Below are 13,755 nucleotides of genomic sequence, written 5' to 3' on the forward strand. Positions count from 1 at the left end.
TGAGGTATTAGGGGTCGCTCGTTCAACTGCCAACATAGAAACTCTGCGTAGCATTGGAGCCCAACCGACAGAAGTTAATCTTTTTGATGTCAATTCTTTAAAAACCGCCTTGGCTGGTTGTGATGCTATCCTCCATTTAGCAACAAAAATCCCCCCCAGTTCTAAGGTTCGTAATCCGGCGAGTTGGGTTGAGAATGATCATCATCTACGCCGAGACGTAACCAGGAATTTAGTTGATGCAGCGATTGAAGCGGGAGTTGGCTCCATTGGACAGATGCTCCCGATATTGAGCTCTTTCGCATTCTTTCTACGGCCTTTGCTCTGGCCCATAAATTGCCATCGGTCGTCGGGCTGTCAAGGGTCGCTGACGCTGGACCTTCGGTCCCCCGGTTGACAGCTCCGCCTCCCTCTGGCTTGGGGTTGTTAGGGGCAGAGGCTCACGATCGCACGGAGCGTGCGTCACACTCTTACAGGGCGCCTTGGTCAACTTAGGGGCACGTTAGGGGAGAAATAAACACCCGTGTTTGTGGAGTGTCAGCTAACAAGCCAGCGCCGTGAAAACGACCGGAAATAAATCAAAAACAAAACAAAAAAGGAAATCCATCGGTAGAGAGATTTCATATCAGACTCGCATGAACATCTATTATTTTCAGCTAATTTAACTTAGTGATGACAATTGAAGCATTTACGTTTGTTTGTGTACCTCCGGCCAAAGTCTGAAGCGTTACTGCTGCAGCAGAAGTATGGTTCCGAAGGGTAAGAACGTCGCCAGCTGCTATGGCGATTATAGCCTGCCCGTTGTTCTGCTGAGTTCCGGCACCTGATCCATATACGGTTCCCGCAACAGGAGCACCATTTAAAAATAGTGCGAATTGGTTGGGTTCTACACCCGACACTGAAAAAGTAACTTCATAGTCTCCTGGAACGGTAAATACAATCTGAGACGTTCCGGGAGCATGCGTAATTCCGGGTGTAAGAATACCATTTGTATCAAAAGTGACGTCAGCTTCTAAGGGTACCACTTGGGCACCTACATTGTAAATGTACCCAAATTCGGATAACCCACCTGCTGCTCCAGTAGCCCCAGTTGCACCTGTCGGTCCTGTCGGTCCCGTCGGTCCTGTCGGTCCCGTCGGTCCTGTCGGTCCCGTCGGTCCTGTCGGTCCCGTCGGTCCTGTCGGTCCCGTCGGTCCTGCTGGTCCAGTGGCTCCCGTCGGTCCTGTCGGTCCCGCCGGCCCTGCTGGTCCAGTGGCTCCCGTCGGTCCTGTCGGTCCCGTTGGTCCAGTGGCTCCCGTCGGTCCTGTCGGCCCTGCCGGCCCTGCTGGTCCAGTGGCTCCCGTCGGTCCTGTCGGTCCCGCTGGTCCTGCTGGTCCAGTGGCTCCCGTCGGTCCTGTCGGTCCCGTTGGTCCAGTGGCTCCCGTCGGTCCTGTCGGCCCTGCCGGCCCTGCTGGTCCAGTAGCTCCCGTCGGTCCTGTCGGTCCCGCTGGTCCTGCTGGTCCTGCTGGTCCAGTGGCTCCCGTCGGTCCTGTCGGCCCTGCCGGCCCTGCTGGTCCAGTGGCTCCCGTCGGTCCTGTCGGTCCCGCTGGTCCTGCTGGTCCAGTGGCTCCCGTCGGTCCTGTCGGTCCCGCCGGCCCTGCTGGTCCAGTGGCTCCCGTCGGTCCTGTCGGTCCCGTTGGTCCAGTGGCTCCCGTCGGTCCTGTCGGTCCCGCTGGTCCTGCTGGTCCAGTGGCTCCCGTCGGTCCTGTCGGTCCCGCCGGCCCTGCTGGTCCAGTGGCTCCCGTCGGTCCTGTCGGTCCCGTTGGTCCAGTGGCTCCCGTCGGTCCTGTCGGCCCTGCCGGCCCTGCTGGTCCAGTAGCTCCCGTCGGTCCTGTCGGTCCCGCTGGTCCTGCTGGTCCTGCTGGTCCTGCTGGTCCAGTGGCTCCCGTCGGTCCTGTCGGCCCTGCCGGCCCTGCTGGTCCAGTGGCTCCCGTCGGTCCTGTCGGTCCCGCTGGTCCTGCTGGTCCAGTGGCTCCCGTCGGTCCTGTCGGTCCCACCGGCCCTGCTGGTCCAGTGGCTCCCGTCGGTCCTGTCGGTCCCGCTGGTCCCGTTGGTCCAGTGGCTCCCGTCGGTCCTGTCGGTCCCGCCGGCCCTGCTGGTCCAGTGGCTCCCGTCGGTCCTGTCGGTCCCGCTGGTCCCGTTGGTCCAGTGGCTCCCGTCGGTCCTGTCGGTCCCGCTGGTCCCGTTGGTCCAGTGGCTCCCGTCGGTCCTGTCGGTCCCGCCGGCCCTGCTGGTCCAGTGGCTCCCGTCGGTCCTGCTGGTCCAGTGGATCCTCTAGGTCCAGGTGGTCCAGGTGGTCCAGGTGGTCCAGGTGGTCCAGGTGGTTTAGGTGGTTTAGGTGGTTCAGGTGGTTCAGGTGGTTCAGGTGGTTCAGGTGGTCCGGGTGGTTCAGGTGGTCCGGGTGGCCTAGGTGGTCTGGTGGGCTTTATGGATCCTGTAGGTCCAAGAACCTGTGAGTCCAGTTGCCCTTGTGGCTCGTGTTTGCCCTTTCTCATACATTCACCTCCGCCCAGTTAGAAATACGGTGTTTTCAACTTGATTGTTACGGCATTTGTCCTTATTTGGAATTATTTATGATGGAATTTGTTGGTAATCAGTGCTAAATTCCAAAACAGTCGAGACGACTCGATTGAAACCTCCGGTCTCCGAGCTTACTCGCCGGTTGGGATTCGTTCCCATGACCATCTGGACAGACCCTTCAGGGAGAAATGAGGGCGGCGAACCCTGACCACATCCTTGATCTTCAGGTTGGGGCGAATCTCCCGAAAGTGTCCCAGACGAGCCAGCGCCTCTTCCACCGCCGGTTTGCCCGAGGTCATCTTCTCCCCGGCGATGTAGTAGCCTCTTGCCCGCTGGAGGATTCACAGATTGCCCTCTGACGCAAAACCGCGGTCCACGACCGTAATCACCCGGCCCAGCCGCCAACCGACCAGATCCTGCTTGACCTGCTCCACCACTCTCATGTCGGCCGTGTTTCCGGGCCACGTGCAGCACCGCACGGGTATCCCGTCCCGCGTCACCGCCAGCCCAATCACCACCTGGGGCAGGTCGAGCCGGTGGTCTTTGGACTAGCCTCACCGGCGCAATCCTTCTTCGGGCTCGTTCTCCGTCTCGAAGTACGTGGAAGTCGTGTCGAAGAACAGCAAATCCACGTCCAGGTTCAACAAGTTGCTGACGCACCGGAAGACCCCGTACTGCAGGTCTTCCGCCACATCCAGCAGGAAGTCCATCGCCCGATAACCTTGCCATACGTCGAACTCGGCGAGTCCGAGGTAGATACTTGTGCTATTCCGATTTCAGATTCTGTTTTAACACTATCCTATCGGAAAGGCACCATCAGCAGTAAAGACGTACCGATCACAAAACAATCCGCCCGAAGCGTTCCAGCTTCCAGGCGGATGTATTACAGAGTGCCCTTGTGTAGAATGCCTCCCACCGTAGGTAGGGTAGATATTTTTAAGGTGCACATGTCCTCGAACTATGTTGCGTCACTTAACTGATTGCAACACCTGCACTTGCAAAACCTGTAAGCGTATCGAGAACAGTCGCAGTTGTATCTAAAGAAAAAACCATTAATAGTTTGTCACCTGCAGCTACCGGTAATGCCGCCGCAGCAGTATTAAATGCAGTAGTGCCAGGAGCAACTACTCCAGGGCCGAAAGGTGGTGCCAATAGTACAAAAACGCCTGCTGGAGTAAAGGTGTCGCTACCTGCAGGTGCACTCCATAATTCTGCTCTGACTGTTCCAGCTGCAGTTAAAACTCCAACTGTAGCACTAAAGAACGCAGATATTGATGTGACTGTTCCAGCACGAGGAACTACAAATGCGAAGTCAAGAACGCCCCCGACACCACCTAGCGTTATTGTTCCTCCGCCAATAGTGACACCTGCCGAAGAACTTCCAAATCCAACGAGAGCTCCAGTATTAGCTAATCCACCTGCAACACTAGACAGCGCGACAGGAGTTCCGGATGCAAATGGAATTATAGCGCTTGCTCCGGCTGGCCCTGTAGGTCCCGTTGGCCCTGTAGGTCCCGTTGGCCCTGTAGGTCCCGCTGGCCCTGTAGGTCCCGCTGGCCCTGTAGGTCCCGCTGGCCCCGTAGGTCCCGCTGGCCCCGTAGGTCCGGTTGACCCTGTAGGTCCCGTTGGCCCTGTAGGTCCCGCTGGCCCTGTAGGTCCCGCTGGCCCTGTAGGTCCCGTCGGTCCTGCTGGTCCAGTGGCTCCCGTCGGTCCTGTCGGTCCCGCCGGCCCTGCTGGTCCAGTGGCTCCCGTCGGTCCTGTCGGCCCTGCCGGCCCTGCTGGTCCAGTGGCTCCCGTCGGTCCTGTCGGTCCCGCTGGTCCTGCTGGTCCAGTGGCTCCCGTCGGTCCTGTCGGTCCCGCCGGCCCTGCTGGTCCAGTGGCTCCCGTCGGTCCTGTCGGTCCCGCTGGTCCCGTTGGTCCAGTGGCTCCCGTCGGTCCTGTCGGTCCCGTCGGTCCCGTTGGTCCAGTGGCTCCCGTCGGTCCTGTCGGTCCCGCCGGCCCTGCTGGTCCAGTGGCTCCCGTCGGTCCTGTCGGTCCCACCGGCCCTGCTGGTCCAGTGGCTCCCGTCGGTCCTGTCGGTCCCGCCGGCCCTGCTGGTCCAGTGGCTCCCGTCGGTCCTGTCGGTCCCACCGGCCCTGCTGGTCCAGTGGCTCCCGTCGGTCCTGTCGGTCCCGCTGGTCCCGTTGGTCCAGTGGCTCCCGTCGGTCCTGTCGGTCCCGCCGGCCCTGCTGGTCCAGTGGCTCCCGTCGGTCCTGTCGGTCCCGCTGGTCCCGTTGGTCCAGTGGCTCCCGTCGGTCCTGTCGGTCCCGCCGGCCCTGCTGGTCCAGTGGCTCCCGTCGGTCCTGTCGGTCCTGTCGGTCCTGCTGGTCCAGTGGATCCTCTAGGTCCAGGTGGTCCAGTGGATCCTCTAGGTCCAGGTGGTTTAGGTGGTTCAGGTGGTTTAGGTGGTTCAGGTGGTTCAGGTGGTCCGGGTGGTCCGGGTGGTCCGGGTGGTCCGGGTGGCCTAGGTGGTCTGGTGGGCTCTATGGATCCTGTAGGTCCAAGAACCTGTGAGTCCAGTTGCCCTTGTGGCTCGTGTTTGCCCTTTCTCATACATTCACCTCCGCCCAGTTAGAAATACGGTGTTTTCAACTTGATTGTTACGGCATTTGTCCTTATTTGGAATTATTTATGATGGAATTTGTTGGTAATCAGTGCTAAATTCCAAAACAGTCGAGACGACTCGATTGAAACCTCCGGTCTCCGAGCTTACTCGCCGGTTGGGATTCGTCCCATGACCATCTGGACAGACCCTTCAGGGAGAAATGAGGGCGGCGAACCCTGACCACATCCTTGATCTTCAGGTTGGGGCGAATCTCCCGAAAGCGTCCCAGACGAGCCAGCGCCTCTTCCACCGCCGGTTTGCCCGAGGTCATCTTCTCCCCGGCGATGTAGTAGCCTCTTGCCCGCTGGAGGATTCACAGATTGCCCTCTGACGCAAAACCGCGGTCCACGACCGTAATCACCCGGCCCAGCCGCCAACCGACCAGATCCTGCTTGACCTGCTCCACCACTCTCATGTCGGCCGTGTTTCCGGGCCACGTGCAGCACCGCACGGGTATCCCGTCCCGCGTCACCGCCAGCCCAATCACCACCTGGGGCAGGTCGAGCCGGTGGTCTTTGGACTAGCCTCACCGGCGCAATCCTTCTTCGGGCTCGTTCTCCGTCTCGAAGTACGTGGAAGTCGTGTCGAAGAACAGCAAATCCACGTCCAGGTTCAACAAGTTGCTGACGCACCGGAAGACCCCGTACTGCAGGTCTTCCGCCACATCCAGCAGGAAGTCCATCGCCCGATAACCTTGCCATACGTCGAACTCGGCGAGTCCAGGGAGGGCCACTTCACGGTCCCCCCCATTCCTCGATGGCCAGTTTGCTGCTGGGTGCCAGTGCCCGATTGGCCACCATGGCGAAGATCACGCGTTCCACGGCGGCCTTGAACTTGCGGTCGGCAAGCCGCTCACGCAGCACCTCGTCCAGCCCAAGCTATCGCCACAGCTCGTCAAGCAGATACGCCCCCCATGGGACGGCTGTCCAACAGCGTGGTTTGGATGGTTTCGGAGTTGCCGCGATCGGCCGCGAACTCATCGCCGACGAAACGGTGAATGCTTTGAGCGAGTCGTCGCAGCACCTCAAGGTCCACCTGGTCCTCACGGCCAAACGTGTAGAGGACCTTGGCTTTGGGCTGACCAGTCTTGGGGTCGCGATAGTTATGCGGCAACTGTACGTATCCGGTGACAGAACCGTTTTTGTTCTTGCGGCGGATGACACGGATATACATGTCCACGTTATACGGAGAATGCTACAGAAATGTAAACAAAAAAGGAAGTTATCCACATACAAACACATGTCTACAAAAAAGTCACGAAAAACGCGGCGTATGCCTGTGGATAAGTCCGGCAAGCCGCGTCACGACTGGGTTCCAGTTTCGTCCATGATTCTACACACCGGCTCCAACTGTCGAACTCGGGTACCACGAACACAGACAGAACCCTCTTACATCTGCGATGCTGTTCATTTGTATAGCGTATTTCAAACGGAGTCTGGTACCAGCGATGTAACCGAGCTGTCCTGAACCGTGTCACCTTAACGGTCTGGAGAGAATAATACTGCTGAAGAGGAATACACAAGGTCATGGGCAGGGAGGTACCCACGTGATTCGCGTCAGCCTTTGCATGATTGTAAAAAACGAAGAAGAAACCCTTGGACGATGCCTGGAATCTGTTGCAGACCTGGTTGATGAGATCATTATTGTTGATACAGGATCAACAGACTCCACCAAGGAAATCGCGCGAAAGTGGACCCCACACGTGCTTGACTTTGAATGGATCGATGATTTTGCCGCAGCTCGGAATTTTTCATTTAGTCACGCATCGATGGAGTACATCCTCTGGCTCGACGCGGACGACGTGTTGCTTGAACCCGATCGACAGAAATTCCTACATTTGAAACAGAACCTCGACTCTGCAGTCGATGTCGTTTCTATGTATTACCATCTAGCTTTCGATTCTGAAGGTAATGTGACTGCCAGCCTTCGACGGAATCGCTTAGCGAAACGATCCAAAGGGTTTCGGTGGTACGGAGCCGTACACGAATACCTAGCTGTAAACGGTTCCGTTCTAAATAGTGATATCGCCATTACCCATCTTCCTGTGAAGCATGATTCTGACCGTAATCTGCGGATTTACGAACGCAGGCTCGCTGCAGGGGAGACATTTACACCGCGCGACCTATTTTATTATGCAAACGAATGCTTCGACCATCAAAACTATGAACGAGCGATCGAGTATTACACGAAATTCCTCAATTCAAAGCAAGGATGGATTGAAGACATCATTGCAACGTGCGGAAAATTGGCAGACTGTTACTTTCATTTAGGAGACATGGAGCGCGCAAAGGAATATGCGCTAAAATCATTCGAATATGATACTCCGCGTGCAGAATTCTGCTGTAGGTTAGGTTACGGATTCATGCAACAAGGCGAATGGAATAAAGCAGTCTTTTGGTACAAACTCGCCACTGAAGTTGAAAAATCAAAAGATAGTTGGGGTTACTTCAACGATGCATGCTGGACGTGGCTCCCTCATCTGCAACTCTGCGTTTGTTATTATCATCTAGGTGAGTATGAATTGGCTTACAAACATAACGAAAAAGCTCGTCAATATAAGCCAAATGACGAACAGGTGCTATATAACAAGAACTACTTGGAATCTATACTAAAAACGTAACTGATCTGTCGGCGTTTCATCGCAACGGCAATTCCTTGTGAGAAGCGGTACCGTATTGAACCCGAGCTTGTCAAGACAGATGGGATGGCCTTTAAGAGAGAAATAGTAGACTTATAATTCAGATAACCGTCTTGTTACGCTGCGTTCTGTTGCGGCTTCCATTTTCTGAATTCGGCCGGCGAGCGATAACCCAACGCTGAATGCGGCTGCTCCGTGTTGTAGAAGTGAATGTACGATTCAATCGCTGCCTTCGCCTCGGCAAAGCTGCTGTATTCCTGCAACCATACCTCCTCTTCCTTGAGCGACTGGAAGAATCGCTCGATGTATCCATCAGCATCGGAGTTGTTGTAGCCCGTCCGTTCGCGGTTGATATCCTTCATCGCCTGGATAAACCGCCGACTCGTCATCCCCGAGTTCGACAGGTTGGTAGTCATACAGAGTCCCACGAACCCAGTTCTGGTGCGGGTTCATGGGACCTGTGGATAACTCGTGTAGTGTCTACAGCCCTCTCAGGCGCGAAGAAGCGGAACGCGCGCTGGCAGCGAAATTGCAGGGGACGCCGTGAGCTGGGGATTCGGCAGCGCCGCCGCGAAAAAAAGGAAACCGATGGTATTTCGTCATAGATCTAGGACGAGACGAAAACGGCGAGCGGCGGCAGACATGGTTCAGCGGCTGCGTGTTGGAACGCGCAGATGTGCCGCGTATACGGTTCCACGACTTGCGTCACACCCATGCCTCACTCATGCTTGCTCAGGGCGTGCATCCTAAGATCGTGAGCGAACGTCTAGGGCACAGTTCGATCAGCATCACGATGGATACGTATTCGCACCTCATACCTGGGTTGCAACATCGTGCTGCCGATGACTTTGCCGCACTGATTACAGGCACAGCCGGGAAGGCACCAGAGAAGTGAGTACACCCCGCTTGTTGGCGGGGATTTTCTTTGCCTGCTATTTCGGAACTCGAAGGTTAGAAATCTGTTAGAAATCTACCCATTCAATTGGTCTCTCAACACGTAGGATCCGTTATTTGACGCTGTTTTTTTACCACCGCGGATCGTTTCCGTGCGATACCACCAGTAACCCCTTGTTCGAAATTGTGGTAGCCGACACCATCAAGCTCACATAACAAAGCTAGTAACTGAACAAAGAGATTCGCTATTGCACAAACGGGGGCGTTTAGTTCAACAACGACACCCGTCCAATCCTGTATTGTTATGCAGAACGCGGTATATCGGCACGCCGCGTTTTTCTGCATCTTTAAGTTGCGGAAAACACCGATGGACGAGCAATTGGCCGAACTCATTGCTATGCGGTAGAAGCTGAGCCGTGGTGCGAACGCGTATCCGACCAGGGAGTTGATGGAACGCTGGTGCGAGCAGTACGACATCAGCATCGACGTGTTGGCGCCGGTGTTTGCGTCGATGTGCAACCCGCGCCGGCCGATGCGCCATCCCGTGTCGCCCCAGCATCTGCAGGGTGTCATCCCGGTGATGAAGCGGGTATCTGTGGACGGGGTGACGTACCAAATATCCCGAGTCGAGCAGTACGATGAGGCGAGTCTGGTGCACGTGGACGTATTCCCCGGCGAGGATGCGGAGACGGAGGAGTTGGACGTGCAGTTGATGCTCGTGGTGGAACCGTTCACGGACTGGCAGGTGCAACTGCACCGGGGACATATGGGTGGCAACCAGGCGTCCATGGCGTACGTGGTCAGACCCAAACTGCCAGACGATCTCGCTTCCGCCAAGTTCCGCCTGAGCCGTATCCGTTTCCACACAGGCGTCGCCTGCGGGAGCATATCTAAAATCGGCTCAGAAAATGGTACAAGAAGCGAATCAATACGCCCAAAAAAGGCAGAACGTAGCTGAGAATATGTTACGCTAATTACGGGTTGCTGAATGACAGCTTAGACCGCGTAATCAGCCCCAAGCGGCCGTCGGAATCCCGATATGACGACCACCGAAAGCAGGGTAAACAGAAGCCGTAGCTTCCGTTCCAGGTTCATTACCAGAAGTTGCATGACAATCACGCTCGCGCTCGTCTCCGGAAGTCGTGCCCGGATCAGGCCTAACCCGTATCTGCGTTTCCCTTCCCCAAACTTGCCCTCAATGGCGTTGCGCTCTACGGCGTCCTGTCGTTCGATTCGTTTTTGGCTGGCCTGCTCATCCTTCAATGGCCGACCCAGCTTCGGGCCACTGAGCCGGATGCCAAGTCCCCGGCAGTACTGCAGGTTCGCTCGCGTCCGGTATAGCTTGTCGGCTAATACCGCCTCTGGGTAACACCCGTACCGTTCACGGTAGGCCTCCACGGCTGCTTCGAGTGTCAGTCCTTCGTTGAAACTGTCCCACTGCAACTGCTCGATCCGAGCGTATCCGTCCACGAGGCTGATGGCCACCTTTGCGCCAAACTCCACATTCGAACGCGCCTTGCCACGCACCATCGGACGCACATGCGGCTGTGAGATGCTGACGATTCGATCGTCGATACGCCGCGTCCGCTTGCGATACATCTCTGCTTGCTGACGGTACAACTCGTGAATGACGAGCAGGTCGCGATACTGGCGACGGCTCACCACACTGAGGCCGACCTCGTCTCGCAGCATGGCAATGATTCGAAGGTCTCGCGCCACAAAGCGCAGTTGCTTGCCGACGGCCTTGCGCAGAACACGCGGGCTCACACGCCGCTGCTTGGCCAGTGAAAGGTATGCCTTACGCGCCTTCTCGCGATAGGTGCGCGGTTTTCGTTGGCCCGTGTCCCGGGCGGAATGCAGTACGTCGATGATGCGTTCAAGTTTCTCGCGTGCCTCATTGAGCAGCGACAAATCTGTCGGATACGCGATATCCGCTGGTGCGCACGTGGCATCTAACAACAACTTCCCTTGTCGCGGCACCGGCGCCGGTGGTTCTGAAGACGTTGATTGACTCCCGGCTCTCGTGCCCCCATCAGAATCGTCATCCGAAACTTGGTCCTCATCTTCCTTGTGTTGTACATCGGACTGGATGATCCACTCATTGACTTGGTTCAGCACATCCGGCCCCAGACGCTTTCGGAAGTGAGTCATGAGCGAGGCGTCGAACGGGGGATCTTCCTGAAACTCTGGCAGACCAATCATGTACTGCAGATATGGATTCTCTGTGATGTGCTGGACGGTATCGCGATCACTGGTGCCAAGCCGTTGCTGGATGATCAGGGAACCAAGCGCCATGCGAACAGACACTGCCGTCTGTCCACCCTGCGACGCTGGCTTGAACAGATCTGCGTAATATTCTTCAACGCGGTCCCATGGGATGAGCTGCGTAAGTTTTACCCAGCGGTTATTTTCATTCAACTTGCCGCCAAACGGGAGAAAGAACTCATGAGGCAACAGAACCTGATTCTCTCTCTTCCGATACACGATAACCGTCCCCCGTGTGCAAGGTTTTTGCGCCATTTCGCTCGAAATCCTTGCACACTACTTCGGCACCCTGCCTTCAAACCCCTTGTCACGACTGCGTTTTTCGGTTGTTCAGCAAGCCCTACTTATCTGTGGCGGCTTGTGACGTGAGAGAAGAAGATGTTGAAAAAGTTCGCCTGCTGCTTGACGGTGGTCGCCGGAGTATTGGCTGGATGCGGTGGTCCCACCACCCCGGCGTCCGAGAATGCTGGTAACTTGGTACAGCCGTCCACGGTTCCGTCCACTCTGGCACCGGGGCACATGGTGAGGGTTCGGCCTCCGGAGCACATCGTGATCGTCATCGAAGAAAACCACTCGTACGATGAAATCGCAGGCAATGCAAAGGCTCCCTATATCAATGCGTTGATGAAGCAGGGGGCCACGTTCACGAACTATCACGGGGTGGAGCATCCCAGCCAGCCGAACTATCTGGATCTGTTCTCCGGGTCAAACCAAGGTATCACCAACGACTCGTGTCCGCACACGTTTTCAGCACCCAACCTGGCCAGCGAACTGGCGGCGGCCGGTCTGTCCTTTGCCGGGTATTCGGAGGATCTGCCATCGATGGGCTACACGGGGTGCAGCAATGGGCGTTACGGGCTGCCGTTGGGCGCCACTTACGCCCGAAAGCACAGCCCGTGGGTGAACTTCACGAATGTACCGCCATCGGACAATCTGCCGTTTTCCAGCTTTCCGAAAGATTTTTCCAAGTTGCCCACAGTGGCCTTCGTGATCCCGAACTTGCAGCACGACATGCACAGCGGTTCCATTGAAGCTGCAGACACGTGGCTCCGGCAATACATACAGCCATACGTGGAGTGGGCTAGGTTGCACAACGGTTTGTTAGTGGTGACCTGGGACGAGGATGATGAGTCGGCCGACAACAGGGTTCCCACCATCTTCGTGGGGCCCATGATTCGCTCCGGAACCTTTTCCGAGCGGGTAAACCATTTCAACCTCCTGCGCACCATCGAAGACGTGTATGGACTTCCTCCGCTGGGACAAAGCGCCCATGTGGCGCCGATTGCGGATGTTTGGCGGTAGAAAGGCAGGGAGCAGATGACCATGCGGCGCGTCGTCCGCCGACTTGTGAAGCTCTTCATATTTCTCTTGGTGGCGGGGTGTGCTTTGTGGTACGGGCTGAAGGTGTACTTTACACGGCTTGATCCGATTGCTCTCAAGGTTCGGCAGGAGGTGTTGGCGCAGATTCAAGCGCATGGGAGTCGGTTTCTCACCTATGATCAGATTCCCGAGGTGTACCGAAATGCGGTGATAGCGACCGAGGACCGGAGCTTTTTCACAAACATCGGCGTGGATTTTCAGGGCATCGCCCGGGCGATGTGGGTGGACATTCGACAACAGCAACCCGTTCAAGGGGGATCGACGATCACGCAGCAACTGGTCCACAACACCCTCTTGAAGGACGTCCCCAAATCCCTGTCATGGAAGGTGAAGGAAACCCTTTACGCTATCGGACTCTACGATACGTTGAGCAAGCAGGAGACGTTTGCCCTGTATGCGAATGACATCTATTTCGGGCAGGGTGCCTACGGTTTGTACGCTGCGGCAAAAACGTATTTCGGGAGGGTGCCCGCGGAGTTGAACGCCGGTGAGCTGACTTTGCTCGCCGGGTTACCGAATGCCCCGAGCGACTACAATCCATTTCGCCACATGGAGTTGGCTCGGGAGCGACAGCGGATCGTCGTCCAGAGTATGGTAGACGACGGGATGATCACACAGGCGCATGCTGCAGAGATTCTCCGAGAGCCCATCCGCCTGCGGTCAAACCGGTGAGCCGTTGGGAAGTCATGACGATGGTTGCCGCAGTCCAGAGATAATCCCACAACCGGATGGGGTCTAACAGACCTGTCGCATGTGCCAGCTCGATCTCATCGTGTATCTCGATCCCGTGGTCACCAACGAACGGGTTCGCCGGGTTGATACATGACCTATGGTATTCTCGTCAAAAAGTTGTATTCTGCGGCATTATAACAATCGCTGTGGCACCATTGATCTGTTCGCCGTTGTTCTCATTGAGTGCGATGTGATGGATGCCCGCCGATTTGGTGACGGTCTTGAATCCACGGGGAGGCTGAGAGATATGGAAGCATTGGATAAAGTGGTGAGGGACTATACTTGCCCCAGAGTCAACCCAGACAGAAGGGAGAGGTTAGAATTTAGAGTGAAGACGAGGTGTTTATGATGCCGGGACGTAAGTGGACAGTGGACGAGAAGATGAACATCGTGCTCGAGGGCATGATGCCCGGTGCGAACATCAGCGAGGTATGTCGGCGGCATGGCGTGGCCCAGAGTCTGTATTACAGGTGGCGTGAAGCGTTCCTGGCTGGTGGACGGGCTGGACTTCAGTCCGGACCCTCTACGAGGGAGCAGGAGCTGGAGAAGGAGTTGCAGGAGGCTCGGGCTAAGATCGGTGAACTTACGATGCAGGTGGATGTGTTGCGAAAAAAATCGAATTGGGGCCGGAAGTAAATAGCCGTTC

15 protein-coding genes and 2 pseudogenes are annotated in these 13,755 nt (G+C 56.5%); 9 read left to right on the forward strand and 8 right to left on the reverse strand.

All coding sequences use genetic code 11. The features are described 5' to 3' along the window. Positions 1-4: 4 nt before the first annotated feature. A pseudogene (locus tag N687_RS25350) lies at positions 5-394 on the forward strand (NAD(P)H-binding protein); the annotation flags it as partial. Positions 395-653: 259 nt separating this feature from the next. Here N687_RS25350 and N687_RS25355 read toward each other — a convergent pair. Beyond that, the gene (locus tag N687_RS25355) at positions 654-2,033 is read right to left on the reverse strand and encodes a BclA C-terminal domain-containing protein (RefSeq protein ID WP_231493566.1); all 1,380 of its coding nucleotides are present in this window, start codon (positions 2,031-2,033) and stop codon (positions 654-656) included. Positions 2,034-2,086: 53 nt separating this feature from the next. On the opposite strand from N687_RS25355, the gene N687_RS24580 reads away from it, so the two are divergent. Further along, positions 2,087-2,314, forward strand: a complete 228-nt coding sequence (locus N687_RS24580; protein ID WP_051662855.1) for a hypothetical protein — start codon at positions 2,087-2,089, stop codon at positions 2,312-2,314. A gap of 448 nt (positions 2,315-2,762) precedes the next feature. On the opposite strand, the pseudogene N687_RS22765 reads toward N687_RS24580, so the two are convergent. Then, positions 2,763-3,305 (reverse strand): annotated as a pseudogene (locus N687_RS22765) (IS1634 family transposase); the annotation flags it as partial. Between the two features lie 223 nt (positions 3,306-3,528). After that, positions 3,529-4,023: an exosporium glycoprotein BclB-related protein gene (locus N687_RS24585; protein ID WP_231493567.1), complete on the reverse strand. Its 495-nt coding sequence runs from the start codon at positions 4,021-4,023 to the stop codon at positions 3,529-3,531. A 446-nt stretch (positions 4,024-4,469) separates the two neighbouring features. Here N687_RS24585 and N687_RS24590 point away from each other — a divergent pair, with 446 nt between their 5' ends. Further along, positions 4,470-4,940 carry a hypothetical protein gene (locus N687_RS24590; RefSeq protein WP_051662856.1) on the forward strand — a complete coding sequence of 157 codons (471 nt, stop codon included), beginning with the start codon at positions 4,470-4,472 and terminating at the stop codon, positions 4,938-4,940. Between the two features lie 786 nt (positions 4,941-5,726). Here N687_RS24590 and N687_RS25360 read toward each other — a convergent pair. From N687_RS25360 to N687_RS25370, 3 genes are read right to left on the reverse strand one after another with little or no spacing between them, the layout of a single operon-like run. Next, a complete protein-coding gene (locus N687_RS25360; protein ID WP_419670109.1) occupies positions 5,727-5,933 on the reverse strand; it encodes a hypothetical protein in 207 nt (68 codons plus the stop codon). Between the two features lies 1 nt (position 5,934). After that, positions 5,935-6,063, reverse strand: coding sequence for a hypothetical protein (locus N687_RS25365; RefSeq protein WP_419670110.1), 129 nt, complete (start codon positions 6,061-6,063; stop codon positions 5,935-5,937). Between the two features lie 31 nt (positions 6,064-6,094). Next, complete coding sequence (locus tag N687_RS25370; RefSeq protein WP_419670111.1) at positions 6,095-6,373, reverse strand: hypothetical protein; 279 nt, start codon at positions 6,371-6,373, stop codon at positions 6,095-6,097. A gap of 373 nt (positions 6,374-6,746) precedes the next feature. On the opposite strand from N687_RS25370, the gene N687_RS0101505 reads away from it, so the two are divergent. Then, positions 6,747-7,820, forward strand: a complete 1,074-nt coding sequence (locus tag N687_RS0101505) for a glycosyltransferase (protein WP_197029184.1) — start codon at positions 6,747-6,749, stop codon at positions 7,818-7,820. Between the two features lie 134 nt (positions 7,821-7,954). On the opposite strand, the gene N687_RS20560 is transcribed toward N687_RS0101505, so the two are convergent. After that, positions 7,955-8,254: an integrase core domain-containing protein gene (locus N687_RS20560; protein ID WP_029420180.1), complete on the reverse strand. Its 300-nt coding sequence runs from the start codon at positions 8,252-8,254 to the stop codon at positions 7,955-7,957. 185 nt (positions 8,255-8,439) lie between these two features. Between N687_RS20560 and N687_RS22775 the strand changes: the two genes are divergently transcribed. After that, on the forward strand, positions 8,440-8,733 hold the full coding sequence (locus N687_RS22775; protein ID WP_081841063.1) for a site-specific integrase: 294 nt from the start codon (positions 8,440-8,442) through the stop codon (positions 8,731-8,733). A gap of 447 nt (positions 8,734-9,180) precedes the next feature. Beyond that, positions 9,181-9,690 (forward strand): hypothetical protein, encoded by a 510-nt coding sequence (locus N687_RS0101515; RefSeq protein ID WP_029420181.1) that lies wholly within the window; start codon positions 9,181-9,183, stop codon positions 9,688-9,690. Between the two features lie 38 nt (positions 9,691-9,728). Here N687_RS0101515 and N687_RS0101520 read toward each other — a convergent pair whose 3' ends face one another. After that, a complete protein-coding gene (locus N687_RS0101520) occupies positions 9,729-11,216 on the reverse strand; it encodes an IS5 family transposase (protein WP_029420182.1) in 1,488 nt (495 codons plus the stop codon). A 159-nt stretch (positions 11,217-11,375) separates the two neighbouring features. Between N687_RS0101520 and N687_RS0101525 the strand changes: the two genes are divergently transcribed. The 3 genes from N687_RS0101525 (at position 11,376) to N687_RS0101535 (ending at position 13,745) form a co-directional block, all read left to right on the forward strand. Next, positions 11,376-12,299, forward strand: a complete 924-nt coding sequence (locus N687_RS0101525; RefSeq protein WP_029420183.1) for an alkaline phosphatase family protein — start codon at positions 11,376-11,378, stop codon at positions 12,297-12,299. Between the two features lie 21 nt (positions 12,300-12,320). Further along, positions 12,321-13,049, forward strand: a complete 729-nt coding sequence (locus N687_RS0101530) for a biosynthetic peptidoglycan transglycosylase (protein ID WP_051663520.1) — start codon at positions 12,321-12,323, stop codon at positions 13,047-13,049. Positions 13,050-13,457: 408 nt separating this feature from the next. After that, positions 13,458-13,745 carry a transposase gene (locus N687_RS0101535; RefSeq protein ID WP_012810849.1) on the forward strand — a complete coding sequence of 96 codons (288 nt, stop codon included), beginning with the start codon at positions 13,458-13,460 and terminating at the stop codon, positions 13,743-13,745. The last annotated feature ends 10 nt before the right edge of the window (positions 13,746-13,755 follow it).

Origin of the sequence: Alicyclobacillus macrosporangiidus CPP55, assembly GCF_000702485.1 — a bacterium.
Classification (GTDB): Bacteria; Bacillota; Bacilli; order Alicyclobacillales; family Alicyclobacillaceae; genus Alicyclobacillus_H; species Alicyclobacillus_H macrosporangiidus_B.